Here is a 26,077-nt window from a genome sequence, read left to right as displayed (position 1 = left end):
GCGAGAGTCGATCAGTAGTGTTCACCGTGCCCTCCCTGCAAGATCTGCCCCCCGAAGGCGGGGTCATGCTCGGTGGGTCGCCGATGCTTTGCCGCAGAAGGCGCTTGGGAAATACGGCTGTCCGATCGCTCGTCATCCATGCCAAGAATGCTGGGCACACCGGAATCGTACTCACTGCGACTTTCCAAGGTTTCATCTTCAATGCGACCGGAGCCGTAGTAGGCACCCCAGTCCTCCATGCCCTTCTGTTTGGAATAGCGCCAGTCCGCTAACTGCCGAAGCCACTTCATCTCAGCCTCCGGCATCATGCAGATGCCTACATCCACGTCATAGGCGAGCACCTTCTCGCAGTGCACCGGATTGTTCAGAATGGTCGAGTGGTTCGTGGCATTCAGGTCCACCGCGTACTTCAGGAAGTACTCCCGCTTTTCGGTATCGAACTCGCGGAATTCCGCATACTTGTCCCCCGTAAGATCCCCACCATCCTTCATCTGCTCGATGGCCGCCTCATAGGGGTTCCCGGCCTTGCGCCGGGCCAGCTGACGCGCGCTGGCATTGTGTTCATAGCGCAGCGCCGCTTCATCGCTGTAGTCCGCCGCGCCTTGCCCCGCGCCCCGGTACTTGTCGTAGACGTCGTCGCTCCTGCCCGCCGGATTGAGTGCATCCGTGTGCGACTCCGGTCCCTGGTTGAAAATCCCTTCCACTTTGCCGGCTTGCGCGCTTTGCCCGCCATCGTCAGGCGCCCGCTTGTCTGCGTGATACAGGTGGATCGCCCGCGGGGCGATGGGCTCTTTCACCGCCGGGGCATTGATCGGCACGGTCCAGCCGCTCGGCGGATCGGCGTTCACGGGTACATAGCTGACATGCCCGAAGGTCGTCACCCGTAGCAGGCCGAAGGCCAATTCATAGATGCCACCGAGCACGGTCGCACCGAGCTTTTCTCCGAAACCGCGCTGGTCGTCCTGCCATACCCGCGTCAGATGAAAGCGCAGTGGCAATGGCTTGCGGTACCAGAATGCATTCCCATCGCCCTGGATTGGATCAACCCTCGACGGGTTACTCTTGTCGTAATAGACGAAGTGGCTTGGCTTGGCGCCCACTTCGAATGGCATCTGGCCATACTTGCCCGGATTGCCCTGGGCCCACACACGCTGGAACAAGACATCGGCATGATGGGCAAACGCATAGGGGCCATCGCCGCGCGCCTTGGCCGACTCCAGCATGTCGTGATCGGTGCCGGCGAGCACCTCCTTCGACAGGCCCAGCCACCCCATGCCCTGCACGGTGCTCACTGAAATTACTTGATCGTGGGGATTGCTATAGAGAAAAACATGCTTGCGCGTCTGACGTTCCTTGCTGTCCTCCCCGGCCGTCCAGGAAATTTCCCCTTGCCTGGGACGCCGCGTTGGCGTCAGAGCGTTGACGCAGTCGTCGCAGGCATGATCAAAGGTAGAGCTACCAACAATCTCAAAGAAGCGATCCAGCGTCTTGCGCCGCGCGATAACCGTGACCCGTCCCAGGTCCGTGTCAGCGTTGTACTGCCCGTAGTTATCGAAGAAGTTTGGCAGCACGCTGTATGGCGGATTGGCGAGTACATAGGTGTCCGCGACGCCATCCCCATCGAAATCATGCTTGCCAATGAATGCCGAGGCCATGCCGACCATATTGCCCTGGCTGTGACAGACCACCGTGACCGGACACACCTTGCCATAGGCGTCAATATGCTTGACTCGGACTTGCGCCACCAGCGCGGCCAGGCGCCGCGCGGCATGCGCGCCATAGTGGCGTGGGGGGCAGGCGTAGATCAGCCGGCTTGTCTCCGTATTCAGGTCCTGCGCCTGCAACCCCGCAAACAGGTCGGTGACCGTGCCGGTGGTCCACAGATCCGGCAGGGCAGAGCATCCGTTCGCGAAGGGACCGCCGCCCCAGGCATCCTCTTCGTCAAGCAAGATGTTTGGCCCAACTCGCGCCACGTCTTCCTTGGCAGCTTTATAGCCCCAACGGAATCGGATAATGGGGCTTTGGTCGCCATCGGCAACGAAGTTCGTCGCCTTGACCTCCCGGGACAAATAGCCCTTTGGTGTCAGCTCCGGCAGATACCGCGCTGGACGTAGCACCCCGCCCTGGTACGCGTCGCCCGCCTCGCCGCGCTGCTGGCGCTGATTCAAGCCTTTGCACAGCCCCTCTTCAGCGCTGGCGAACCATTCGCCGTTCGTGTTCACACCGTGCACGAAGATGATGATGCCGGGTAGCGTCTTCAGGTCGAGCTTCCGGGGCGCCTTGCTTGGGACGTGAATGTCGTCGGCGCTGGCAATCGAATTGGCGCCTTGTCTGGTTTCTACGGGTGCATTCATTTCTGATTCCGTGACAATCAATGCGAAGCAGGCTCAGTACAGCTTGGGCGCAAATATCTTTACGCTCACCGCCTCGATCAGATTCGAAGCCGACTGCGCGGTTTCGCCAGCAGCATTGGTTACACCTTCCACCACACTGCCGTCTGCCTTGACGATCTGGTAGGGGGCGTTGGCGACCGGTCGGTCAAGCTCGCCGACCTTCAGCAGGAATTTCCGGCCCGCGTCACCCTGGCTAAACTGCGGCAACGGTCCGCTCAGGCTGGACGGCCCCACGATGTCGAAATCCGACGTATGCAGCAGGATCCCGCCAGGACCATAGGTTTCCACCTTGCCTCCGCCGATGCGGATGCCGGCGCCGTCCGCTGCCATCAGGCTCAGGCTCTTGCCCGCATTGAGAACGATGTTGCCGTCGGTTGCGGTCACCACGACGTTCTGCCTGGCATTCGCTTCGATGCTGGATTTCTGCGCCTGCAGAACCAGATTGCCCTGATGCGCGATGCCGCGCAGCTCACCGCTGTGTGCAAAGAACCCGATTCCCTGCCCCGCATTGACAACGAACTGCTGCCCTGCGGTCATCTGCTGGTTCAACCGTGAGACGGTGTCGATATGCTTGCCGGCATACGTCGTCAATATCTTGGGCGTCGCCAGCGCCATGCCCGCCGGCGCATACGCGCCGAGCAACGGCTGGCCGCCCTGGCCCGGCGCGTCCGGATGGTTGTTGGCGCCAGCGTCCCACTCCCTCACTGCCCGCACGAGTTCGGCCTGCGGGTCCGTATCAGCAGCCAGCCCTTCATGGGCATGGCCATAGTCGCCCAACGACTTCGCCGCCTCCAGCGCCGCCTCCATGCAGCGGATAAACTCGTCGCGCGACAGGTGCCCGCCCATGGCGCCGACCTGCCCTTCGGCCGTGACGAACAACCCCTTCGCACCGCGTATCGCACCCTGCCCATCGGTACGCAAATCAAAGCCCTCGCCGCGCCGGTCCTTGCGGCCGACGTGGTCCGGCACCCCGGTCAGATAGCCCAGGTTCAGTTGCGATGCCTGGTGGTCCGAGGACAGCTGCGCCTGGATCTGGTCCTGCGTGTCGTCCATCAACAGGTGGTTGTGGCGCCCGCCAAACAGCTCCTTGCTGCGGATCCCCGACAAGGCATGCTGCCCCGGCAGCGCCCACGGCGGCAGATTGAGCTGGTTCGGCGCCCGCCCGACAATCACCGGACAGTCCGGATCGCCGTTGATGAACGCAACGATGACCTCCTGCCCGATCCGCGGAATATGCATCGCGCCGAACTGGTCGCCCGACCAGCCGTTGACCACCCGAATCCATGGCGACGAGTTCTCGTCGTACTTCCCGTAGCGGTCCCATTCGAATTGGATGACCACGTTGCCGTGATCGTTGCACCAGATCTCCTGGTTCTTCGGACCGGTCACCACCGCCCGCTGCACGCCGGCCACGTATGGCTTGCCGACCGTGCGCGGGGGGCGAAAGACTTCATCAGTGGGGTGCGCTTCAAAGGCAACGCGGAACGAGAACTGTTGCCCGCTGCCGGATTCGCCGCCGACATCCTCCAGGTCCAGCGTCGCACCGGTCACCAGATACTCGCGGTTCATCGCCGGGTTGCCGTGATTGCTCACCAGGTAGGTGCAGCCCGCCGCCACCCCGCGCAGCGCACCCGCGCCACGTGCGCGCCGGCCGCGTGAGCGGCGCTCTTCCATACGAATCCGCGCGCGCATCTCGCCCACCGCCGGGTCGATGTAGTCGCCCGGGTATTCGTAGCGTTCAAAATCGGCAAAGCTGGTGTCGCGCGGCTGGCTGTTGTCGGTGGTCAGGTCCGCGCGCGGCTTGCGCGGATCGTAGTCGTTCAGCGTCACCTTGCCCGTGCGCAGCCGGTTGACCGGATCGAAGCGGACCAGATGCTCCTGGTCGATCCTGAAGCCACGCGGATAGAGCGGCAGCGTGCGATAGGCCTCGCTCGGGAACGGGCGATACGCCCCCGATTCGGCGGCCAGGATCAGCCGATGGTGTCCGCCGTCATGCTCGAAGAAGTATGTAATGCCATACTCCTCGGTCAGGCGCTGGATGAAACGCGCATCGGTCTCGCCATGCTGCACCTCCCAGGCGAGCTTCGGGTACACCGAGGTGTCGAGGCGCTTCTCCACCGAGAACGGGTAGTCCGCAAGCACCTCGTCAAGAATCTCAATCACCGTCTTCTTCTGGAAGGGCTTGAAGTCCGACGTCTGCGTCGCGAGCCACAGCCAGGGGCGTAGCGTGAACCGGTATATGCGATTCTCCGCAACGCCGCCGACATGCTCGATGTCGGAAATGACGCCGGTGATCTCGCGATGCCCAGTCCCCACCCCACCCAGCAGGCAGGTGCCCATGCCATCGAGCTGGATGGTGACGGTCATCTCGCGGCCGATCATCGCATCGGGATCTGCCTCGGCAAGATATTGTTCCGCGGCAGGCGAGACCGCACGCAGGTCTACCGTGTAGGTGAAGAGTTCGCTCAATCCCTCATGGCCTGAGAGCCGCACGAATTCCAGTTGGGGCTGCCCCAACAGGTCGGGAATCGCCGCGCTGGAGACGCTGACGGTGCGATTCCGCCCAACGGCCAGGTTCTTCAGATGGTTTAGCGCACTCATGAGGTCATCTCTTTAACGGCCGATCGGAGTCGGGCCGTTGTCATCCGCATGGCTTCCGCACTCGGTCGGCGCCAGGCTCCTCGGCCTCGCCAGCTCCAGCACCTGTAGCGAGCGAGGCTGGTCATGACGATCAGGCTTCCTTGTTGCCCTTGATGTCGTACCCCGCGGTCACCGCGCCACCGCTGCCGCCCTGGGCGTTCTGCACCACATACTCCTGCTTCACCCTGGAAAACGACAGCGCCACCGTCTCGCGCATGCGCACTTCGTCATCCACCGAGCCCTTCGGGCTCACCCTGGTGACGATCACGTCGGTCATGGTGAGCTTCAGGTATTCGAGCGGGTTGCCGCCAGCCTTGCGCACCACCAGCACCGCCTCGTTGATGTGCTTGCCGGTCAGGCAGTACTTCATCAGGTTGGGCGAAGCGCGATCGATGAAGTGCTCGAAGGACACGTCCGACACGGTCGCCTTGCCGGCGCCGCCGCCGCTGCCCGCGTGCATGGTGGACTGTTGCTCGATGCTCCAGTCCCAGGCCAGTACTTCGACCTCGTTCTTGTGCGACGAATCCTGCGACTCGCCATCGATGCCGTTGATCTTCAGGAAAATGTCCTGTGCCATTGCAAACTCCTTGACGTTAAGACGGAACTGCAGACAAGAGCCACCGCCAGTGCCACGCCCCAATCAGGTCTGGGGCGCGACACCTCGGCGTGGAACTACCGGTACGTTTGAACGCGTGAGCGACGCTCAGGCGGCGTCCTTGACCGACGGCAGGCGCGCCACCAGCCGCAGCGAGACCGTCAGCCCCTCGAGCTGGAAGTGCGGACGCAGGAAGAACTTGGCGCTGTAGTAGCCGGGGTTGCCTTCCATTTCCTCGACGACCACCTCGGCTGCCGCCAGCGGCCGGCGTGCCTTGGTCTCTTGCGACGAGTTGGCCGGGTCGGCATCAACGTAGTTCATGATCCATTCGTTGAGCCAGCGCTGCATGTCCTCGCGCTCCTTGAAGGCGCCGATCTTGTCGCGCACGATGCACTTCAGGTAATGGGCAAAGCGAGAGCAGGCGAACAGATACGGCAGGCGTGCCGACAGGTTGGCGTTGGCGGTCGCATCGGCGTCGTAGTACTCGGCCGGCTTCTGCATCGACTGGGCACCGATAAAAGCTGCGTAGTCGGTGTTCTTGCGGTGCACCAGCGAGATAAATCCGTTCTTCGACAGTTCGGCTTCACGGCGGTCCGAGATGGCGATTTCGGTCGGGCACTTTATGTCGATGCCACCATCGTCGGTCGGGAAGGTGTGGCACGGCAGGTTCTCCACCACGCCGCCGCTTTCGACGCCTCGGATCAGCGTGCACCAGCCATAGAGCTTGAACGAGCGGTTGATGTTGACCGCCATGGCGTAGGCGGCATTGCTCCACACGTACTTGCGGTGATCCGCACCGTCGGTGTCTTCCTCGAAGTCGAATTCATCGACCGGATTGGTCTTGATGCCGTAGGGAAGGCGCGACAGGAAACGCGGCATGGCGAGGCCGACATAGCGGGCATCTTCCGAGTTGCGCAGGCTGTTCCACGGCGCGTATTCCAGGTTCTGGAATATCTTGGACAGATCGCGCGGATTGGCCAGTTCTTGCCACGAATCCATCTGCAGCACAGATGGCGAGGCGCCGGCAATGAACGGGGCGTGAGCCGCTGCCGAGATCTTGGCGAGCGAGCCCAGGAGTTCGACGTCGGGCGGCGTGTGGTCGAAGTAGTAGTCGGCCACCAGGCAGCCGTATGGCTCGCCGCCAAGCTGTCCGTACTCTTCTTCATAGACGCGCTTGAAGAACGGGCTTTGGTCCCAGCCGATGCCCTTGTAGCGGCGCAGGGTCCGGCGCAGCTCTTCCTTGGACACGTCCATCATGCGGATGCGCAGCTTGTCGTCGGTTTCGGTGTTTGAGACCAGGTGGTGCAGGCCGCGCCAGGCGGACTCCAGCTTCTGGAAGTCCTCATGGTGCAGGATCAGGTTGATCTGCTCGGAGAGCTTCTTGTCGATGGCGCCGATGATGGCTTCGATGCTCTTGTATGCATCATCGCTGATGGTGAACGAGCTGGCGAGCGCCTGCTCGGCCAGGGTCTTGACGGCGAGATCCACAGCCTCGCGGGCCTGGTCGGTCTTGGGCGAAAATTCGCGGCTGATCAGCGCGGCGAAGTCGGAATGGTCAGCGCTCGCGAGCGCTTGCTGTTGTGCTTGTTGGGCGGAGGCCATGGAATCCTTGCTCGATGAGGTGGTTCAGGTAGGCAAGCAGCCGATCCATTCAGGACTGCGGCGACTGAGGTTCGTCGTCGCCGGCCTTGGGCTTGGGCGCCTTGGCGAGCGACTGCAGCAGCGCGGGATCCTGCAGCAACTGGTTGATCAGCGACTCGGCGCCCGACTTTCCATCCATGTAGGTCTGCAGGTTGGCGAGCTGGGTGCGCGCTTCGAGCAATTGCCTGAGGGCATCGACCTTTCCGGCTACCGCCGCGGGCGAAAAATCTTCGATGCTCTCGAATGTCATGTCGACCATGAGTTGGCCCTCGCCGGAGAGCGTATTGGGCACCGCAAACGCCACGCGCGGCTTCATGGCCTTCATGCGCTCGTCGAAGTTGTCGATATCGATCTCAAGGAACTTGCGATCGGCAACCCCCGGCAGCGGCTCGGCCGGCTTGCCCGACAGGTCGGCCAGCACGCCCATCACGAAGGGCAGCTCGATACGTTTCTCCGAGCCATAAACTTCGACGTCGTACTCGATCTGCACGCGCGGCGCGCGGTTGCGCGCGATGAATTTCTGCGAACTGTTCACAACAGACATAGATCTCCCCTGCGGGTTACATGGACATGCCGGTCGGCGTCAAGCCGATCCGGCCTCGGGACACTCCGGCACAACGGCATCGTGGCCAGCGCGGGATTCGGTGAGGTAGGCGAGCCCGGCAGGAGCGCTGTCGGCAACGCGGATCGCGATCGTCGCGAGCTGGCGCTTCTCGGACAGGGCCGCCAGCCACAGGCGCGCCAATTGCGGCTGGATGACCTGCTCAATGAAGCCGATCAGCTGCCGGGCGCCGGTCTCGCCGACCGGACAGCGCGCCACGATGAACTCGACCACCGGGTCGTCGTAAGTCAGCACAATGCCGTGCTGATGCTGCATGCGCGCCACCACGCGATCGAGATGCAGGCGCACGATGCGGCCAAGGTTGTCGGCCGCCAGCGGCAGATATGGCACGACTACCAGCCGCCCAAGGAACGCCGCCGGAAACACCTTGCGCAGCTCTGGCATCAGTGCGTCGCGCAGTGCGGCGGGCTCCGGCATCAGCGCCGGATCCTCACAGAGATTCGCCAGCAGTTCGGAACCGGCATTGCTGGTGAGCAGCAGGATGGTGTTTCTGAAGTCGATATGGCGCCCCTCGCCATCCTCCATGTAGCCCTTGTCGAAGACCTGGTAGAAGACTTCGTGGATATCTGCATGGGCCTTCTCGACCTCGTCGAGCAACACCACGCTGTAAGGCCGGCGGCGTACCGCTTCGGTCAGTACGCCCCCTTCGCCGTAGCCGACATAGCCCGGCGGCGCGCCCTTGAGCGTCGAGACGGTATGCGGCTCCTGGAATTCAGAGAGGTTGATGGTGATCAGGTTCTGCTCGCCGCCGTACAGGGTGTCGGCGAGTGCCAGCGCAGTCTCGGTCTTGCCGACGCCCGACGGCCCTGCCAGCAGGAAGACCCCAACTGGTTTGTCGGGGTCAGCCAGTTGTGCGCGAGCGGTCGTGACGCGCTCCCCGAGCTGGAGCAGCGCATGGCCTTGCCCGATCACGCGTTCGCCAAGTATCTGCGGCAACTGCATCACGGTCGCCACCTCGTCCGCGACCATGCGCCCAACCGGGATACCGGTCCAGTCGGCGACGATTGCAGCGACCACGCGTTCATCCACTTCCGTGTACACCAGCGGCGCATCAGCCTGCGCGGCATGAAGTTGGTCCTCGAGCTCAGCCAGGATGCGTTGCGCCGGGGCCGCGAGCGTCGATTCATCCGTCGCGGACTGCACCAGTGCGTGTCGGCGGGTGACCAGGTCGGCTGCCAGACCGCGCACCCGGTCCCAGCGCGCCGTGGCCAAAGCCAGGTCGGCTTCGCGCTGCTCGCGCCGAGCTCGGGCGGGCTCGATCCGCGCAGCGTCCGGCCGGCCAAGGCCGGCTTCCCGGGCCAATAGCATGCACTCGGCGTCGGCCGCGGCGAGTTCATGGCGGAGATGTTCGACTTCTGCCGGCGGTGCATGCAATGACAGCGCTACGCGTGCACAGGCGGTGTCGAGCAGGCTGATCGCCTTGTCGGGCAACTGCCGCGACGGGATAAAGCGATGCGATAGCCTGACGGCGGCGCGCACCGCCTCGTCGCGGATCAGTACCCGGTGATGCGCCTCGAACGTCCGGACCACGCCCCGCACCATGGCGACGGCCGTGGCTTCGTCCGGTTCCATGACCTGCAGGACCTGGAAGCGGCGGGCAAGCGCCGGGTCCTTCTCGATGTGGCGCTTGTATTCGCTCCAGGTGGTGGCGCCGATCGTGCGCAGTACCCCACGCGCCAGCGCCGGTTTGAGCAGGTTCGCGGCATCGCCGGTGCCCGCCTGGCCACCGGCGCCAACCAGCGTGTGGACTTCGTCGACGAACAGGATCACGGGCGCCGCGGATTTGGCGGCTTCCTCGAGCACGCCCTTCAGCCGCGCCTCGAACTCGCCCTTCATGCTGGCGCCCGCCAGCAGCGCACCCACGTCGAGGCTCAGCAGCCTGATGTCCTTCAGGCTGGGCGGCACCTCACCCGCGGCAACTGCCTGTGCCAGCCCCTCGATGACGGCGGTCTTGCCGACACCGGCTTCACCGGTCAGAAGCGGATTGTTCTGACGGCGGCGCAGCAGGATGTCCGTCATGGTACGGATCTCATGCTCGCGGCCGATCACCGGATCCAGCCGGCCCGCGCGAGCCTCCTCGGTCAGGTCGCGACAGTACCTGCCCAGGGCGGACTTGCCCTCGCTGGCAGATGCCATCGCGCCACTGGTCTCACCCGGTGTGGCGGATACCAGACCACTGCCGTCATAGGCCGCTTCACGGCTCTCGGGCGATTGGGCGATGAGCGCCGGTGCCGTGTCCACCAGGTCATCGGGCCGCAGTTTCGCGAACTGGTTTGAGATGCCCAGCACCGTACGGCGCAACTCCGGCGTCTTGAGCAGCGCAGCGAGCAGGTAGGCGCCGCGGACGCGGTCATCGGAAAAAGCAAGCGTCGCATAAACCCAGGCCCGCTCGATCGCCGACTCGAGCTGGAACGAGAAGTCGCTGATCGAGGTGGCGCCGGCCGGCAACGCGGCCAGCGCGCGGGTCAGGTCGGCGTCCAGCACGGACAGGTCGGCACCGGCATGGCGCAGCAGCCGCTGCAGGTCGCCATCCGGGGCTTGCAGCAGTTGGTGGAGCCAATGCACAAGCTCCACGTATGGGTTGCCGCGGAGCTTGCAAAAGGCCGTCGCACTTTCGATTGCCTTGAATAGCGTGAGATTGAGTCGGCCAAATAACGCCTGACGCGAAATATCCATTCGATGCCTTTACCGTTCGCCACCCTTGAATGAGAGGGCTGCCATTGCACAGAGGTTTTTTATCGGCTTTTTTCAGGATATGGCCAAAACAATACGCCGGCAAACTCCTCATCCGCGATAAACCCTCCGGCTCGGCGGCACCATAAAGTTATTCAACCCATTGATTTTTAATGAATTATTCACATCGTCGCGCGGTTATCACAATTTCTTCGCGCCGACAATGACCCAAACCCCTGTCCGCATGGAATATTACAATTTATGATAATTCATTCACGCGACATGCATCATATTTATCCGATGTACATAGGATCACCCTTAAATTTCTGGAACCAATTTTTAGTTGTGATTTTCATGATATTTAATAGGAAAATTCCATTCGATTTAGAATTCGTTACGCCCGGATTTGCGATTATCATCGGACACTTTCGAAAACCAATAACCTCAGGTGGCTGGGCCAATGAGCGACTGGCAGATCCGCACTGCAGTAATCCACGGCGTCAACGTAGGACTCGGTGGCGGCGGCAATACACCCTGGCCTTGGGACGCGCTTGGCGGGTCGCAGCCAGACGGTGCCGATCCCTTCTCGCTGGTGAAGCCAGCCGGGGGTGCGGGGAAAACGACGGCGGCGGCGGCTGCCCCTGACCCGGCCGACGTGCTCGATCAGCTCAAACGCGAGGCCGAGGTGGCGCTACGGGACCCGAACTACGTCAGTGCCTATGCCAACGCCAACGCAACGTCGACCGCTCGGATCCCGGCGGAGGGCAACCCGAAGCCGCTGCAAACGCTCGCGCAGGAAGCGAACCATGCCGATAGCTTGATGGACATGCTGGACACGGCTGATCATATTGATTCGCTGATCGGCTCCCGGGAGTCCCTGGACGAGCACGAACTCTTTGCAACGCCGGCTGCGCCGGACGTGCTGTGGCAGTTCGCTGGCGACATCGCGCCCACGCGGCGCCGCGATGTCACGGCCCAGCTTACCCGTCGCGAACACCATCTGGTCTCGATCGACAGCGCTTTCCGTCCCGCGCCGGCGCTGAAGCCTGATCCTGACCATGACGCTTGAATCGCACTCCCCTCGTCAGGCTTTCTGGATGACAGACACAGGGGATGTCGCCATGCTGGATGTGACAACGCTCACCCTGGACACGGAGCATGGCTGAACACCGCCCGCCGCGCCGCCCGCATTCGCAGCTGCTGCCGACGTTGCTGGACCGGCTGCGCGACGACGCGCCCCAGCGACAGAAGGAAAGCGCGGACGAATACACCGTCACGCGTGCCCAGGTGCGCGAGATCATCCAGCGCGACCTCACCTATCTGCTCAACACCACCAATCGCGAGGATGAATTCGATCGCAAGCGCTATCCCGCTGCTGCCGCATCGACCATCAACTACGGCGTGTCCCCGGTCGCCGGCAGTTATCTGGCCGAACACAAGTGGAGCGATATCGTCACCATCGTCAGGCGTGCGATCCTGGACTTCGAACCCCGGCTCATCCCCGGCTCGCTGGAAGTGAAGCCGCTGCTGAAAGAAGATGCGCCACGACGCTACAACACCCTGGTGTTCGAGATCAAAGGCCTGATCCATATGAATCCGTATCCGATGGCGTTCACCGCCCAAAGCTCGCTCGACCTGGAGACTAGCCGGATGAGTGTCCAATCAATCCACGCCAGCTGACGCCATGGATCCGCAACTGCTCGATTACTACAATCGCGAGCTCGTCTACATGCGCGAGCTGGCCGGTGAATTCGCCAAACAGCACCCGAAGGTTGCAAGACGGCTGGGCATGCAGGGCATCGAGGTGGCCGACCCCTACGTGGAGCGCCTGATCGAGGCGTTCTGCTTCCTGTCAGCGCGTACCGAGATCAAGCTGGACGCAGAGTTTCCGCGCTTCACGCAGCGTCTGCTGGAGGTGATCTACCCCAACTATGTGGCGCCGACGCCATCGATAGCGGTCGCGCAGTTCCGTCCCAGCCAGAGCGAGGGCGATTTTGCGCATGGCGTGGAGGTTCCGCGCGGCACGGAGGTCAACGCGGCGGCGGCGCCTGGAGAGAAAACGGCCTGCCAGTTCAGGACCACGCAGCCGTTGATACTGTGGCCGGTTGAGATCACCGAAGCGCGGCTCACCGGCATTCCGCCCGATGTCAGGGGTCCGGAGCGCTATGTGCCCGCCCATGTGACGGTCCAGGGGGCCCTGCGCTTGCGCCTGCGCTGTACGCGAGACGCCAGCTTCGACCAGCTGCCCGGCCTGGACCACCTGCCGGTCTATCTGCGCGGCGACGACCTGATCGCCTCACAACTGTTCGAACTGTTGCACAGCGCCGGCGTGGCGACGCTGATCGGAGAGCCCGGGACCATGAGCGAACGCCCCTGCGCAGTGGCGCAGGATGCGGTCAGTTACGTGGGAATGGGACCGGGCGAAGGCGCGCTGCCTTTGCAGTGGAACAGCTTCCACGGGCACAACCTGTTGCATGAGTACTTCGCTTGCCCGCAACGCTTCTATTTCTTCGGCCTCAACAAGCTCGCCCAGGGCCTGAGCCGGATCCGCGGCAAGGAAGCCGAGATCGTGGTTCTGCTGTCAAAGCCGCCCCGGGATCTGACCGGCAAGGTCGACCGCGGACAATTCGCGCTGTATTGCACACCGGTGGTCAATCTGTTTCCAAAGCGCACCGATCGCATCGAGGTCACGCCTGGGCGCGCCGAGTTTCATCTGGTTGCCGATCGCCAGCATCCACTGGACTACGAGATCTATGCCGTCAGGCAGCTTTCCGGACAGAAGTCCCAGCACAGTGCAGGACTCGATTTCCAGCCGCTCTTTGCCACGCTGAACAGTGACGAGGGCAATCACGGCCGGTACTTTTCCCTGCGGCGTGAGCGTCGGCTGATCTCCGAGCAGGCACGCAAGTACGGCACGCGCACGGCATACGTCGGCACCGAGCTGTTCGTATCGCTGGTGGACCAGAATGAGGCTCCTTACCCGGATGCCTTGCGCTACCTGTCGGTGGAGTCACTGGTCACCAATCGCGACTTGCCCAATCTGGTACCGCGCAATGGCCGGCACGACCTGACCCCTGCCGCTTCCATCCCCGTGGATGGCATCGGTCTGATTCGGCCGCCGTCGGCGCCCCGGCCACCGTACGCCGACGGCGAAATGGCCTGGCGGTTGATACGGTTGCTGGGCTTCAACTACTTGTCCCTGACCGATCTGGAGCATCGCTCAGGCGGCCAGGGCCTGCGCGACATGCTGCGGCTGTTCGTGGCGAACGACGACCTCGCGCACCAGGGGCAGATTCAGAGCCTGATCGGCGCGAACGTGAAGCCGGTCATGCGCCGGCTCCCCGGCGATGGCCCCTTGATCTACGGCCGCGGTATCCAGTGCCAGCTCACCGTGGACGAAGGCGGCTTCTCCGGCATCAGCCCATACCTGTTCGGCGTAGTGCTGGAGCATTTTCTGGCGCGCCACGTCTCGGTCAATGTCTTCACCCAAACCGAACTGCACTCCATGCAACGTGGCCTGGTGCATCGTTGGCCCGTGCGCATGGGCGGCCGCGGCGCCGTGTAACCATGTTCAAGGACAACCGCGACAATGCGCCGCCCGCGCCCCTGATGGCGGCCGCACCGGAACACTATGCCGGCCAGGCACCATGGAAGCTGAGTTTTCTGGGCCTCCTGCGGCATTTGTCCGCCACCCACCCTGCATTGCCCCCGATCGGGCGGGCCAGCCTGCCATGCGACGAGCCCTTCCGGGCCGGCCAGCAGGCCGCGCTCACCTTCGCGCCTCGTGAGATCGCACGGGTACAGCTGCTGTCCGGCCGGTTCAAGGTGCAGTTGTTTGGCTTGGGCATGCTGGGGCCCAACGGGCCGCTGCCGATCCACCTGACGGAAATCGTACGCGAGCGCAGCGAGGCCCACCGGGACAGCGCCACCGCGGACTTTCTGGACCTGTTTCACCATCGCGCCTTCATTCAGTTCTATCACGCGTGGGCAGGCGCGCAAGCCGCCGCTGGCCTCGACCGGCGCGACGATGAGGTGTTCTCCCGCTATATCGGCTGGCTGGCGGGGAACGAGACCGAAGAAATTGCGCACAGCGCGCTGCCGCCTCACGCCCGGCTCGCTGCGAGCGCACACCAGGTGCGCGAAGCGCGCAACCCCGACGGCATTGCGGCCACGCTCTCAGACTTTTTTGGGGTGCCGGTCAGGCTTGAAGAGTACGTATTGCACTGGATAGCCATCGATCCGGCCGAGCACTGCCGCCTGGGGCACGCGGGCACCGCAGGCGTCATGGGGCTGGGCGCCATGCTGGGCGAAATGGTGCCGGACCGCCAACACAAGTTCCGCCTGGTGATCGGTCCACTCGGGCTGCAACAGTACCTGAACTTTACGCCCGACGGCAGGGATCTTCCGACGCTCATCGAATGGGTGCGCGCCTTCGTCGGCTTCGAGTTCGTGTGGGAAGCCGAGTTGCAGGTGATCCCGGATTCGGCCCCTGCCGCGGTTCTCGGCGCGCCGGAACGCCTGGGCTGGTCTACCTGGCTGGGCGAACCGGATCGCAGCCGCGCCATCACCGGGATGGTATTCGAGCCCGAACACTACGCAACATGATGACCAGGAACACTAAGACCAAGGCCGCCTCGGTGCCAGGCCCCGACCTGCCCTTCCCCGAACTGCTGGAGCCGGTCGCACGCGAGCGGCCATGCGGCGACGACCTGGAGTACGACCCTGAGTTCGTGCTGCTGATGGCCAGGGCGGCACCGAAGGCGGAGGCGCAGTACGGCAACTTCGTCAGCGAGCCCGAAGCCGTCAACTGGGCGGATCTGGAGCGCGACTGCCGGCGCCTGCTGCTGCGCACGCGCGACCTCCGCATCCTGGTGCTGTGGCTGCGCTGCCGTACCCGGCTAGGCATGGCAAGCGGCCTGCGCGACGGACTCGCGACCATGGCGCGCCTGCTGGCGAAATGGCCGGATGAGATCCATCCGCAGTTGTTCGTTGATGGCGAGGCCGATCCCGCGATGCGCGCCAATGCACTGGCCGCGTTGACCGACCCGGAAGGGCTGATGCGGGAAGTGCGGGAACTGACGATCACGGGCAACGCGGCGCTGCGGCTGCAGATCCGGGATGTCGAGCGCTCGCTCGGCGTACCGCGCCCCGCGGACGCGCTGGCACCGGAATCGGTTCGGCTGCAAATGCAGGATCTGCGCCGGCACAACAGTCCCGCCCTCGCGGCACTGGACCAGGCCGTGGGCGAGGCAACGGCCATTGACGGTTGGGCAAAAGCCAACCTGCGGGAGGACGCCCCCGACTTGAGCCCGCTGCTCAAGCTGCTTGGCATGATGACCACCACCGCCGCGCCCGCCCCTGCACCTTCCGTCGCGGCACCAACGGCCGCGCCACGGCCCGACTTGGCAGCCGCTTTGCCTTCCTGTGATGAGACTGCCGGTGGCGCTTTCCCTGCGGCAGACGCTGTGCACGCAGGCCCCTGCAAACCGCGCGAACGCGATGCCGCACTGGCCGGCATCCGCTCCGCGCGCCAATGGTTCGAGCTCCACGAGCCCAGCAGTCCCGTGGCACTGCTGCTCAGGCAGGCGGAACGGCTGGCCGGCAAGCGCTTCGATGAGGTGTTCCAGGCGATTCCCGCCGATCTGGTGGCGCGCTGGACGCAGGACATATAGCGGGGACCGGCGCCCGCTACTCCAGCATGGCCCGGTGCCGGCCCAGTGCTTCTTGCACGATCTCCAGCAGCCCGCGGCCGGCATCGGCATCGACATGCCCGAGCAAGGCCCGGCGCATGCGCGGTTCCCAGAAGCGCTTGATGTGCCCGGCAATATCCGCGACCGCCTCCTCGCGATCGGGCATGGCTTCGAAGAAGCTGCCGATCTGGTTGGCCATGGTGACAAGGTTATCGATCTTCATGCCAGACTCACTTCGTGCTGCAGGCGTTGGGGATGGGCGTACACCACGTGCGCGCCGGCGCGCACGAAGCCGGCCAGGGTGATCTCGGCTTGTTCGGCAAGCCGCACGGCCAGCGCCGTCGGTGCGGACACTGCTGCCAGCACGCCGGCGCCGATGGCGGCGGTCTTCAGTACCATTTCATAGCTTGCGCGGCTGGTCACCAGCACGGCGCCGCTGGAGATGTCCTCGCCGCTGCGGGCGAGCGCGCCCGCGAGCTTGTCCAGCGCGTTGTGGCGGCCCACGTCTTCGCGCACCAGTGATACATGGCCATCGGCACGCAGCCATGCGGCAGCGTGGGTCGCACCCGTGTGTTGCTGCAGCTCCTGCCGCAGTTGCAGTTGCACGAAGGCGGCCTGGATCACGTCGGTATGGAAGCTGGCATCGCTGCGCACCGGTGCCGGCAGGCGCATCACCTGTTCCAGCGATTCGGTGCCGCATAGCCCGCAGCCGGTGCGTCCGGCCAGCGTGCGGCGCCGGTCCTTGAGCCGCATGAAGGCTTCCGATGCGATCTCCAGCTGCACCGCGATGCCTTCCTCGCGCGTGTCGATTTCGATGTCATAGACATCGGCGGCACGGGTAACGATGCCTTCGCCAAGGCTGAACCCGAGCGCAAAGTCCTCAAGGTCGGCCGGCGTCGCCAGCATCACCGCGTGCGAGATGCCGTTGTACACCAGCGCGACCGGCACTTCCTCGGCCACTTCATCGGGGCTCAGCATCAGCTCGCCGCGGCGCCAGCGGCTGACCGCAAAGGTGCTGTGAGTGGCGGGCACGGCGTCTTCCGCCGCGGCCGGATCAACTTCCGGCGACTGCATGCAGCGCATCATGGCGCGGCCCTCCGCTCAGCCCGCGGCCTGCGCCGGGTCGGCGCTGGCGGCTTCCAGCAGTTGCAGCTGCTGGGTGTTGAACTGCTGATACTCCCGCTGCCACGCCGACGGCTGCGCCACCGGCAGCACCTGCACCGCGGTCACCTTGTACTCCGGGCAGTTGGTGGCCCAGTCGGAGTTGTCGGTAGTGATCACGTTGGCGCCGGATTCCGGGAAGTGGAAGGTGGTGTAGACCACGCCCGGCTGCATGCGCTCGCTGACGATGGCGCGCAACACCGTATCGCCGGCACGGCTCTGCACGCCGACCCAGTCGCCGTCCTTGATGCCGCGCTCCTCGGCATCGTGCGGATGGATCTCCAGCCGGTCCTCGGCATGCCAGTAGACGTTGTCGGTGCGCCGCGTCTGCGCGCCGACGTTGTATTGCGACAGGATGCGCCCGGTGGTCAGGATCAGCGGGAAGGCGCGCGTGATCTTCTCGGTGGTGGGCACGTACTTGGTGATGATGAACTTGCCCTTGCCGCGCACGAAGGCATCGATATGCATGGTCGGCGTGCCTTCCGGCGCGTCGGCATTGCACGGCCACTGGATGCTGCCCAGCTGTTCCAGCCGCTGGTAGCTGACGCCGGCGAAGGTCGGCGTCAGCCGCGCGATCTCGTCCATGATCTCGGACGGATGCTGGTAGTCCATTGGATAGCCGAGCGCATTGGCCAGCAGCATGGTGGCCTCCCAGTCGGCATAGCGCGCCTTGGGCGGCATCACCTTGCGCACGCGCGAGATGCGGCGCTCGGCATTGGTGAAGGTGCCGTCCTTTTCCAGGAACGACGAGCCCGGCAGGAACACGTGCGCGTACTTGGCGGTCTCGTTGAGGAATATGTCCTGCACCACGATGCATTCCATCGACGACAGCGCCTCGGACACGTGCTGCGTGTTCGGGTCGGACTGCACGATGTCCTCGCCCTGGCAGTACAGGCCCTTGAAGCTGCCCGCCAGCGCGGCCTCGAACATATTGGGGATGCGCAGGCCTGGCTCGGGGCTGATCTCGACGTTCCAGGCGTCTTCGAACAGGCCGCGCACGGTCGAGTCCGACACGTGGCGATAGCCCGGCAGTTCATGCGGGAACGAGCCGATATCGCACGAACCCTGCACGTTGTTCTGCCCGCGCAGCGGGTTCACGCCCACGCCTTCGCGGCCGATATTGCCGGTGGCCATGGCGAGGTTGGCGATGCCCATCACGGTGGTGGAGCCTTGCGCATGCTCGGTCACGCCCAGGCCGTAGTAGATCGCGGCGTTGCCGCCGGTGGCGTACAGGCGCGCCGCGCCGCGCAGCTGGTCCGCGGGGATGCCGGTGACGCTTTCCATGGCTTCGGGCGAGTTCTCCGGCAGCGCGACAAAGTCGCGCCACTGCCCGAACGCGCGATCCTCGCAGCGCTCGGCGATAAAGGCTTCGTTGAGCAGGCCTTCGGTGACGATCACGTGCGCCAGCGAGGTCACCAGCGCGACGTTGGTGCCCGGGCGCAGCTGCAGGTGGAAGTCGGCGCGGATATGCGGCGAATCGACCAGGTCGATGCGGCGCGGATCGACCACGATCAGCTTCGCGCCGGCGCGCAGGCGCTTCTTCATGCGCGAGGCGAACACGGGGTGGCCATCGGTCGGGTTGGCGCCGATCACCATGATCACGTCGGCCTTCTCGACCGACTTGAAGGTCTGCGTGCCCGCCGATTCGCCCAGGGTCTGCTTCAGGCCGTAGCCGGTCGGCGAATGGCATACGCGCGCGCAGGTGTCGACGTTGTTGTTGCCGAACGCGGCGCGCACCAGCTTCTGCACCAGGTAGCCCTCTTCGTTGGTGCAGCGCGACGACACGATGCCGCCGATCGAGTCCTTGCCGTGCTTTGCCTGGATCCGCTTGAACTCGGACGCGGCATAGTCGATCGCCTCTTCCCACGACACCTCGCGCCACGGGTCGGTAATTTTCGCCCGGATCATTGGCTTGAGGATGCGGTCCTTGTGGGTGGCGTAGCCCCAGGCAAAGCGGCCCTTGACGCAGGCGTGGCCCTCGTTGGCCTTGCCGTCCTTGTACGGCACCATGCGCACCACTTCATTGCCTTTCATCTCGGCCTTGAACGAACAGCCCACGCCGCAATAGGCGCAGGTGGTCACGGTGCTGTGCGAAGGCTGGCCCAGCTTGATGATGGAAGTCTCGGTCAGCGTCGCGGTCGGGCACGCCTGCACGCAGGCGCCGCACGAGACGCAGTCCGACTCCATGAACGGCTGGCTGGTGCCGGGCGAGACGCGGGAATCGAAGCCGCGGCCGCTGATGGTCAGCGCGAACGTGCCCTGGGTTTCTTCGCAGGCACGCACGCAGCGGTTGCAGACGATGCACTTGGACGGGTCGTAGGTGAAGTAGGGATTGGACTCGTCCTTCTTCATCTGCGTGTGCGTGGCGATCGGGGCCGATTCCGGCCCGCCGTCGTTGTAGCGCACCTCGCGCAGGCCGACCACGCCGGCCATGTCCTGCAGCTCGCAGTTGCCGTTGGTGGGGCAGGTCAGGCAATCGAGCGGGTGGTCGGAGATATACAGTTCCATCACCCCGCGGCGCAGGTCGGCAAGCTTGTCGCTCTGGGTCTTCACCTTCATGCCGGCTTCCACCGGCGTGGTGCACGAGGCCGGATAGCCGCGCCGCCCCTCGATCTCGACCAGGCACAGCCGGCACGAGCCGAAGGCTTCGAGGCTGTCGGTGGCGCACAGCTTGGGCACGGCGATCTGCGCCTCCATTGCGGCGCGCATCACCGACGTGCCGGCCGGCACGGTGACGCTGACGCCGTCGACCTCCAGGGTGACCATGTCGGTCGAGGGGCTGGCGGGTGTGCCGAAATCAATCTCGTTGCGGGCGTTCATGGCGGTTGGTCTCCCGTGTCTCTGCCGGACCTGGCTCAGGCGGCCCTGGCCGGATTGGATGCGAGGCCGAAGTCCTCGGGGAATTCGTTCAGCGCGGACAGCACCGGGTACGGCGTCATGCCGCCCATCGCGCACAGCGAGCCGTTGAGCATGGTGTCGCACAGGTCGCGCACCAGCTGCACATGCCGCACCGGCTGCTCGCCGGCAATGATGCGGTCCATCACTTCGACGCCGCGGGTCGAGCCGATCCGGCACGGCGTGCATTTGCCGCACGATTCGATCGCGCAGAACTCCATCGCGTAGCGCGCCTGCCTGGCCATGTCGACGGTCTCGTCGAACACCACGATGCCGCCGTGGCCGACCACCCCGCCGAACGCGGCATAGGCTTCATAGTCCAGCGGCACGTCGAAGCGCGACTCGGGCAGGTAGGCGCCCAGCGGCCCGCCCACCTGCACCGCGCGGATCGCGCGGCCGCTGCGGGTGCCGCCGCCGTAATCGACCAGCAGCTCGCGCAGCGTGACGCCGAACGCCTTCTCCACCAGCCCGCCGTGCCGGATGTTGCCGGCCAGCTGGAACGGCAGCGTGCCGCGCGAGCGCCCCATGCCGAAGTCGCGGTAGAACTGCGCGCCGCGCGCCAGGATCACCGGCACCGTGGCCAGCGAAATCACGTTGTTGATCACCGTGGGCTGGCCGAACAGCCCCTTCAGCGCCGGCAGCGGGGGCTTGGCGCGCACCACGCCGCGCCGGCCTTCCAGGCTTTCCAGCAGCGCGGTTTCCTCGCCGCAGACATAGGCGCCGGCGCCCTTGCGCACTTCGAGATGGAAGCGCCTGCCGCTGCCGCGGATGTCGTCGCCGAGCCAGCCCGCGGCGAGGGCGATGCCGATCGCGCTTTCCAGCACGGCGATCGCGTGCGGGTATTCGGAACGGCAGTAGATGTAGCCCTGCTCCGCGCCCACCGCCAGGCCGGCGATGGTCATGCCTTCGATCAGCATGAAGGGGTCGTCTTCCATCACCATGCGGTCGGAGAAGGTGCCTGAATCGCCTTCGTCGGCATTGCAGACGATGTACTTGATGGCGGACTGGGCGCCGAGCACCGTCTTCCACTTGATGCCGGTCGGGAACGCGGCGCCGCCACGGCCGCGCAGGCCGGAGTCGGTGACTTCCTGCACGATCTCGGCGGGCTGCATCGCCAGCGCGCGTTCCAGGCCGGCGTAGCCCTCGTGCGCACGGTAGTCGTCCAGCGACAGCGGATCGGTGATGCCGACGCGGGCGAAGGTCAGGCGCTCCTGCCGTTGCAGGAACGGGATCTGCTCGGTCGGGCCGTGTGCCAGCGCGTGCGCGCCGCCCTGCAGCAGGCCGGCATCGAACAGCCCCGGCACGTCGGCCACGCCGACCGGGCCGTAGGCCACGCGGCCGGCATCGGTCTGCACCTCGACCAGCGGCTCGAGCCAGAACATGCCGCGCGAGCCGTTGCGCACGATGCGCACGGCCTCGCCGCGCGCGGCGGCTTCGCTGGCGATGGCGCGCGCGACCTCGTCGGCGCCCAGCGCCAGCGCGGTCGAGTCGCGCGGCACGAAGAGAGTGGTGACCTTGCTCATGCCTGCGCCTCCGTTTCTGCCGGAGTCGACGGCGCGCGCAGCGCGCGCACCAGCGCGTCGAAGCGCGCCGCATCGACATAGCCGTGCAACTGTTCGCCCACCATCACTGCCGGGCCGCAGGCGCACTGGCCCAGGCAATAGACCGGCTCCAGCGTCACCTGCCCGTCCGCGCTGGTTTCGTGGAAGCCGCAGCCCAGCGCGCGCTGCGCGTGCTCGGCCAGCGCCTCGGCGCCCACGGCCTGGCACGCCTCGGCCCGGCACACCTGCACCACGTGGCGACCGGCGGGCTGCTGGCGGAAGTGATGGTAGAAGGTGATCACACCGTGCACCTCGGCGCGCGACAGGTTCAGCGCGCGCGCGATCACGGGCACGGCGGTGTCGGGAATAAAGCCCTGGGTGTCCTGGATCTCGTGCAGGATCGGCAGCAGGGCGCCCGGCATGTGCTGGCGTGCCGCGACGATGGCGGCAATGTGCGCGGCATCGGCGGATGCCGGGGCACCGGGGGCACGGGGTGCGTGGGGGGCGATGTCTGGCATGGCGTCTCCTGTGAGGGCTCGCCAGGACCGGCCAAAGTGCCTGCCGGATCCCGCTTATATGCTATTTTTTTCCTATTTCCGGGCTACCGGATCGCCGTTTCGCCCGTTAGGCGGACTATATGAGAGTGACAGCGGCCCTTCAATAAGCTATTTTCTACATATGATCCGCATCTCGATCCAACCCCACCTGCAGATCCGGGACGACGCCCGGCCGGGCGCCGAGCCGCTGGACGTGTCCCGGCTGGTGGCCCTGCTCGGCCATATCGGCGAATCCGGCAGCATCAGCCAGTCGGCCCAGGCGGTGTCGCTGTCGTACCGCTATGCCTGGGGCATCCTGCGCGATGCCGAGGCGCTGTTCGGCGGCCCGCTGATCGACAAGACGCGCGGGCGCGGCAGCGCGCTGACGCCGCTGGCGCAGCAGCTGGTGTGGGCCAGCAAGCGGATCGGGGCGCGGCTGTCGCCGACGCTGGACAGCCTGGCGTCCGAACTGGAGATCGAGCTGAAGAAGCTGATGGCGCAGCCGGAGGCGACGGCACGGCTGCATGCCAGCCACGGCTTCGCGGTGGCGGCGCTGCGCGACTTCCTCGACGAGCAGCAGGTGCGGCACGACCTGAAGTACTGCGGCAGCGTCGAGGCCGTGGCCGCGCTGGCCGAGGGCGCCTGCGACATCGCCGGCTTCCATGTGCCGGTGGGCGAGTTCGAGCACGGCATGTGGCGCCACTTCACCACCTGGCTCAAGCCCGAAACCCACTGCCTGGTGCACCTGGCGGTGCGCAGCCAGGGACTGTTCGTGCGGCCGGGCAACCCGCTCGGCATCCACACGCTCGAGGACCTGACCCGGCGCGAGGTGCGCTTCGTCAACCGGCAGGTCGGCTCCGGCACGCGGCTGCTGCTGGACCTGATGCTGGCGGCGCGCGGCATCGACGGCGCGCGCATCGAGGGCTACAGCAATGGCGAATTCACCCACGCCGCGGTGGCGGCGTACATCGGCAGTGGCATGGCCGACGTGGGCTTCGGCGTGGAGACCGCGGCGCGGCGCTTCGGGATGGCCTTCGTGCCGGTGATCAAGGAGCGCTACTTCTTTGCGATCGAGCGCGCCAAGCTGCGCAGCGCGGCGCTGGCCGGCGCGGTCGGGGCGCTGACCAGCGAGGCCTTCCGCCAGCGCGTCAACGCGCTGCCCGGCTATGACGGCACCCTGACCGGCACCGTGCAGACCTTGCCGGAAGCCTTCCCGGACTACCGCGACACGCCGCAGCGCTAGCGCCGCAGCAACGACAGGCGGTCAGGATGGCCGGCCCATTGCTCGTGGTCGGGCAGCGGTCCCTTCGCCTTCATCAGCGGCAGCCAGTCGGGCCGTCGCGACAGCTCGGCGTTGAGCGCCAGGAAATGGCGCTGGGCTTCCGGCAGGTCATGCTCGGAATAGATCGCGCCGACGGGGCACAACGGCACGCACATCGAGCAGTCAATGCATTGGTCGGGATCGATGGCAAGGAAGTTCGGCCCTTCGTGGAAGCACGACATCGGGCAGACTTCGACGCAGTCGGTATGGCGGCACTGGATGCAGGCATCCGTCACGACAAAGGTCATTGGGCAGTTACGGCACGGCATGGAAACAGTGCGTGATGGTAACGGCCGGCCGGGGCGCGTGGAGCACCCCGGCTTGTGCGACTTCTTCAAATCCGCTGAAGCGGCCGGGCGCCGCGCCCGCCCGGCACCGCCGCGTCAGGCGGTCTCGCGCATCAGCTCTTCCTTGCGCGCGGCCATGGTCTGCGCCACCTCGCGCAGGTCGACCTTTTCCTTGATCACGTTCTTGAACAGCTCGCCTTCCTCTTCCTCGACGTGGTGGGAAACATATTCCGACAGCACCGTGAAGCTGGCCTCGAGCATGTCGCCGGCGGGGTCCTCCTCGATCGCGGCGATCAGGTCCTTGGCGACCTGGTGCTCGACCTGGGCCTCGTCCAGCATGTCATCGATTTCTTCGCTGACGCCCCGCAACGCCGGGTAGAAAATTTCTTCCTCGATGGTGGCGTGCACCGTGAGCTGGTGGCACACGTCGAGCGCGATCGATTCCTTCTCGTCGCGGTCGTCGGTGTCCTTGAACGCCTTGAACTGCTTCTTGACCGCACGGTGGTCGTCCATCAAGGCACCGAGTGCCTCGGCCTGGTCTGCGGGGATCTTCGACTTGTCCACGGTTCTCTCCTGGTGGGGAGCCGGCACTCCGGCTTCGCCCCGCAAGGAAGGCAGATTCCGTGCCCGCGCCGCATCAGGCGCCGCGGCGCGCGCATGGCGGGCCGGCCTGCGTGTCATTGCAATTCCTGCGCGAAGCCTTGTAATTGTGCCCGCGACGGCGCGTGGGGCCGCGCATGGCATGTCCGCATCGTCTTTGCCCACGGGTATGGCGTTGCACCGCTTTGAGGAGAGGCGTGACGCGCGGCATGAAAGTTGCGGCAGCTATGGCAACCGTTGCGTTATCCCGCAACCAGCCGGAACAGAATCCTCTGCCCGGACCGCTCTCACCAGCGTGCGGCGCGCGCGCCGTCCGACACCATCATGCCGACCACCTTCCTCTACTCCAATTGCGCCGATGCAGCGTCGGCGATCCAGGATGAACTGCAGGCCGCTAGCGCCGCCGGCTATGGCGTCGACCCGCAACACGTGTTCTGGGAGGCCGCGCCCGCCTCGGTGCCGGCACTGCAGCGCTCGCGCCTGCGCGCGCTGCAGCACCAGGTGCAGCCGGGCGACGCGGTGGTTGCGCTGCGCCTGTGCAGCCTGGGCTGGAGCGTGCCCGAAGTGCTGGCCACGGTCCGGCGCTTCCGCCTGCTGGGCGTGGCGCTGTACTGCGTGCAGCTGTCGCGCGATGACCTCGCCAGCGCGACGCCGCCCGACGCGGTCGAGGTCTTGCGTGCGGTCGCGGCGCTCGAAGGCGCGACCCGCAGCGTGCGCGTGCGCGAAAGCCTGGCCGCGGCCAAGGCCATGGGGCGCCAGGTGGGCCGTCCGCCCAAGCACACGCCCGAGCAGCGCCACGCGATCCTGAGCGCGCTGTCGGCAGGCTATTCGGTCAGCGAGACCGCGCGGCGCTTCAGCACCTCGCGCCAGACCGTGCTGCGCATCCGGGCGGCCGAGCCGCTGGCGCAGCGCGCGGCGGCCATCGCACTGGCCGACGCCGAAGAATCCGCCACCGAAACGGCGACGGAATGAAACCCGCCGCCACAACGCGCGGCACGCTGGTGTCGCGCTCCGCTGCATGCCCGGCCGCTTGCCCGGCTTCATTTGGCTGGCTGCCATGACCGACCTCCCCCCCAACGCCATGGACCTGCCCGCGGCACTGGTCGATGCCACCGTGCCGGCCGCGGCCACGCCCCTGCGCGCGCGCCTGGCAAGGCCTACCCTGCTGCTGGAAACGCTGCTGGCGACGCGGGTAGAACTGCTCAGCCGCGACCACGGCTGGCCGCCGCACACCCTGGCGCAGCGCCGCGCCGTGCTGATGCGGCTATGGGAGCAGCGCGCACCGGGACTGTTCGAGCAGGATGGCACCGCCGACAGCATCGAACGCTGCCTGCAGGCGGCGTTCGCCGAAGCGGCCGCCGGACGCCGGCTGGAAGCCGCGCTGCAGTTCAAGCGCGCCTACTACCTGGTGTGCTGCACGGCGTCGTCGGGCAGCCGCGCGAGGCTCCACGGCCACGGCGGTCCGGCCTGACGGCACGGGGC

The 26,077-nt window shown here is 65.6% G+C and carries 21 protein-coding genes; 8 read left to right on the top strand and 13 right to left on the bottom strand.

Translation table 11 applies throughout. From position 1 onward, the window contains the following. Positions 1 to 11 precede the first annotated feature (11 nt). From CBM2588_RS04455 to tssH, 6 genes are all read right to left on the bottom strand, one after another. The gene (locus CBM2588_RS04455; protein WP_115679534.1) at positions 12 to 2,354 is read right to left on the bottom strand and encodes a T6SS effector phospholipase Tle3 domain-containing protein; all 2,343 of its coding nucleotides are present in this window, start codon (positions 2,352 to 2,354) and stop codon (positions 12 to 14) included. 33 nt (positions 2,355 to 2,387) lie between these two features. Further along, entirely contained in the window at positions 2,388 to 4,994 is a 2,607-nt protein-coding gene (locus CBM2588_RS04450) for a type VI secretion system Vgr family protein (RefSeq protein ID WP_115679533.1), read from the bottom strand. A gap of 130 nt (positions 4,995 to 5,124) precedes the next feature. Then, the gene (locus CBM2588_RS04445) at positions 5,125 to 5,610 is read right to left on the bottom strand and encodes an Hcp family type VI secretion system effector (RefSeq protein WP_115679532.1); all 486 of its coding nucleotides are present in this window, start codon (positions 5,608 to 5,610) and stop codon (positions 5,125 to 5,127) included. 126 nt (positions 5,611 to 5,736) lie between these two features. After that, complete coding sequence (gene tssC / locus CBM2588_RS04440) at positions 5,737 to 7,230, bottom strand: type VI secretion system contractile sheath large subunit (RefSeq protein ID WP_115679531.1); 1,494 nt, start codon at positions 7,228 to 7,230, stop codon at positions 5,737 to 5,739. A 49-nt stretch (positions 7,231 to 7,279) separates the two neighbouring features. Further along, the gene (tssB, locus tag CBM2588_RS04435; protein ID WP_115679530.1) at positions 7,280 to 7,813 is read right to left on the bottom strand and encodes a type VI secretion system contractile sheath small subunit; all 534 of its coding nucleotides are present in this window, start codon (positions 7,811 to 7,813) and stop codon (positions 7,280 to 7,282) included. 39 nt (positions 7,814 to 7,852) lie between these two features. Beyond that, the gene (gene tssH / locus CBM2588_RS04430; RefSeq protein WP_115679529.1) at positions 7,853 to 10,567 is read right to left on the bottom strand and encodes a type VI secretion system ATPase TssH; all 2,715 of its coding nucleotides are present in this window, start codon (positions 10,565 to 10,567) and stop codon (positions 7,853 to 7,855) included. Positions 10,568 to 11,024: 457 nt separating this feature from the next. Between tssH and CBM2588_RS04425 the strand changes: the two genes are divergently transcribed. The 5 genes from CBM2588_RS04425 to CBM2588_RS04405 all read left to right on the top strand — a co-directional run bounded on the left by CBM2588_RS04425 (position 11,025) and on the right by CBM2588_RS04405 (position 16,236). Next, complete coding sequence (locus tag CBM2588_RS04425) at positions 11,025 to 11,633, top strand: TagK domain-containing protein (RefSeq protein ID WP_115679528.1); 609 nt, start codon at positions 11,025 to 11,027, stop codon at positions 11,631 to 11,633. Between the two features lie 89 nt (positions 11,634 to 11,722). Then, positions 11,723 to 12,244, top strand: a complete 522-nt coding sequence (gene tssE / locus CBM2588_RS04420) for a type VI secretion system baseplate subunit TssE (RefSeq protein ID WP_115679527.1) — start codon at positions 11,723 to 11,725, stop codon at positions 12,242 to 12,244. A gap of 4 nt (positions 12,245 to 12,248) precedes the next feature. Next, positions 12,249 to 14,129 (top strand): type VI secretion system baseplate subunit TssF, encoded by a 1,881-nt coding sequence (tssF, locus tag CBM2588_RS04415; RefSeq protein ID WP_115679526.1) that lies wholly within the window; start codon positions 12,249 to 12,251, stop codon positions 14,127 to 14,129. A gap of 44 nt (positions 14,130 to 14,173) precedes the next feature. Then, entirely contained in the window at positions 14,174 to 15,169 is a 996-nt protein-coding gene (gene tssG, locus CBM2588_RS04410; RefSeq protein ID WP_231942158.1) for a type VI secretion system baseplate subunit TssG, read from the top strand. Continuing rightward, entirely contained in the window at positions 15,166 to 16,236 is a 1,071-nt protein-coding gene (locus CBM2588_RS04405; protein ID WP_231942096.1) for an ImpA family type VI secretion system protein, read from the top strand. Before tssG ends, CBM2588_RS04405 begins: the two co-directional genes overlap by 4 nt. Positions 16,237 to 16,252: 16 nt before the next feature. Here CBM2588_RS04405 and CBM2588_RS04400 read toward each other — a convergent pair whose 3' ends face one another. Genes CBM2588_RS04400 through CBM2588_RS04380 form a run of 5 tightly spaced genes read right to left on the bottom strand, consistent with a single transcriptional unit; the run spans position 16,253 to position 22,369 of the window. Continuing rightward, a complete protein-coding gene (locus CBM2588_RS04400) occupies positions 16,253 to 16,477 on the bottom strand; it encodes a formate dehydrogenase subunit delta (protein ID WP_115679523.1) in 225 nt (74 codons plus the stop codon). Next, complete coding sequence (gene fdhD / locus CBM2588_RS04395; protein ID WP_115679522.1) at positions 16,474 to 17,340, bottom strand: formate dehydrogenase accessory sulfurtransferase FdhD; 867 nt, start codon at positions 17,338 to 17,340, stop codon at positions 16,474 to 16,476. The genes CBM2588_RS04400 and fdhD overlap by 4 nt, the downstream gene beginning before the upstream one ends. Before the next feature lie 15 nt (positions 17,341 to 17,355). Next, positions 17,356 to 20,235 carry a formate dehydrogenase subunit alpha gene (fdhF, locus tag CBM2588_RS04390; RefSeq protein WP_115679521.1) on the bottom strand — a complete coding sequence of 960 codons (2,880 nt, stop codon included), beginning with the start codon at positions 20,233 to 20,235 and terminating at the stop codon, positions 17,356 to 17,358. 35 nt (positions 20,236 to 20,270) lie between these two features. Then, the gene (locus CBM2588_RS04385) at positions 20,271 to 21,833 is read right to left on the bottom strand and encodes a formate dehydrogenase beta subunit (RefSeq protein ID WP_115679520.1); all 1,563 of its coding nucleotides are present in this window, start codon (positions 21,831 to 21,833) and stop codon (positions 20,271 to 20,273) included. After that, positions 21,830 to 22,369 (bottom strand): formate dehydrogenase subunit gamma, encoded by a 540-nt coding sequence (locus CBM2588_RS04380; RefSeq protein WP_115679519.1) that lies wholly within the window; start codon positions 22,367 to 22,369, stop codon positions 21,830 to 21,832. Before CBM2588_RS04380 ends, CBM2588_RS04385 begins: the two co-directional genes overlap by 4 nt. Before the next feature lie 160 nt (positions 22,370 to 22,529). On the opposite strand from CBM2588_RS04380, the gene CBM2588_RS04375 reads away from it, so the two are divergent. Next, positions 22,530 to 23,630, top strand: coding sequence for a substrate-binding domain-containing protein (locus tag CBM2588_RS04375; protein WP_115679518.1), 1,101 nt, complete (start codon positions 22,530 to 22,532; stop codon positions 23,628 to 23,630). On the opposite strand, the gene fdxA is transcribed toward CBM2588_RS04375, so the two are convergent. Next, on the bottom strand, positions 23,627 to 23,956 hold the full coding sequence (gene fdxA / locus CBM2588_RS04370; RefSeq protein ID WP_115679517.1) for a ferredoxin FdxA: 330 nt from the start codon (positions 23,954 to 23,956) through the stop codon (positions 23,627 to 23,629). The two genes, CBM2588_RS04375 and fdxA, sit on opposite strands and share 4 nt — an antisense overlap. A 135-nt stretch (positions 23,957 to 24,091) precedes the next feature. Beyond that, on the bottom strand, positions 24,092 to 24,559 hold the full coding sequence (locus tag CBM2588_RS04365; RefSeq protein ID WP_115679516.1) for a hemerythrin domain-containing protein: 468 nt from the start codon (positions 24,557 to 24,559) through the stop codon (positions 24,092 to 24,094). A 360-nt stretch (positions 24,560 to 24,919) separates the two neighbouring features. On the opposite strand from CBM2588_RS04365, the gene CBM2588_RS04360 reads away from it, so the two are divergent. Beyond that, entirely contained in the window at positions 24,920 to 25,567 is a 648-nt protein-coding gene (locus CBM2588_RS04360; RefSeq protein ID WP_115679515.1) for a recombinase family protein, read from the top strand. An 85-nt stretch (positions 25,568 to 25,652) separates the two neighbouring features. After that, positions 25,653 to 26,066 (top strand): hypothetical protein, encoded by a 414-nt coding sequence (locus CBM2588_RS04355; RefSeq protein WP_115681387.1) that lies wholly within the window; start codon positions 25,653 to 25,655, stop codon positions 26,064 to 26,066. Positions 26,067 to 26,077 lie beyond the last annotated feature (11 nt).

The organism is Cupriavidus taiwanensis, assembly GCF_900250075.1.
Taxonomy (GTDB): Bacteria; Pseudomonadota; Gammaproteobacteria; order Burkholderiales; family Burkholderiaceae; genus Cupriavidus; species Cupriavidus taiwanensis_C.
This window is presented reverse-complemented; position numbering and strand designations above follow the sequence as displayed.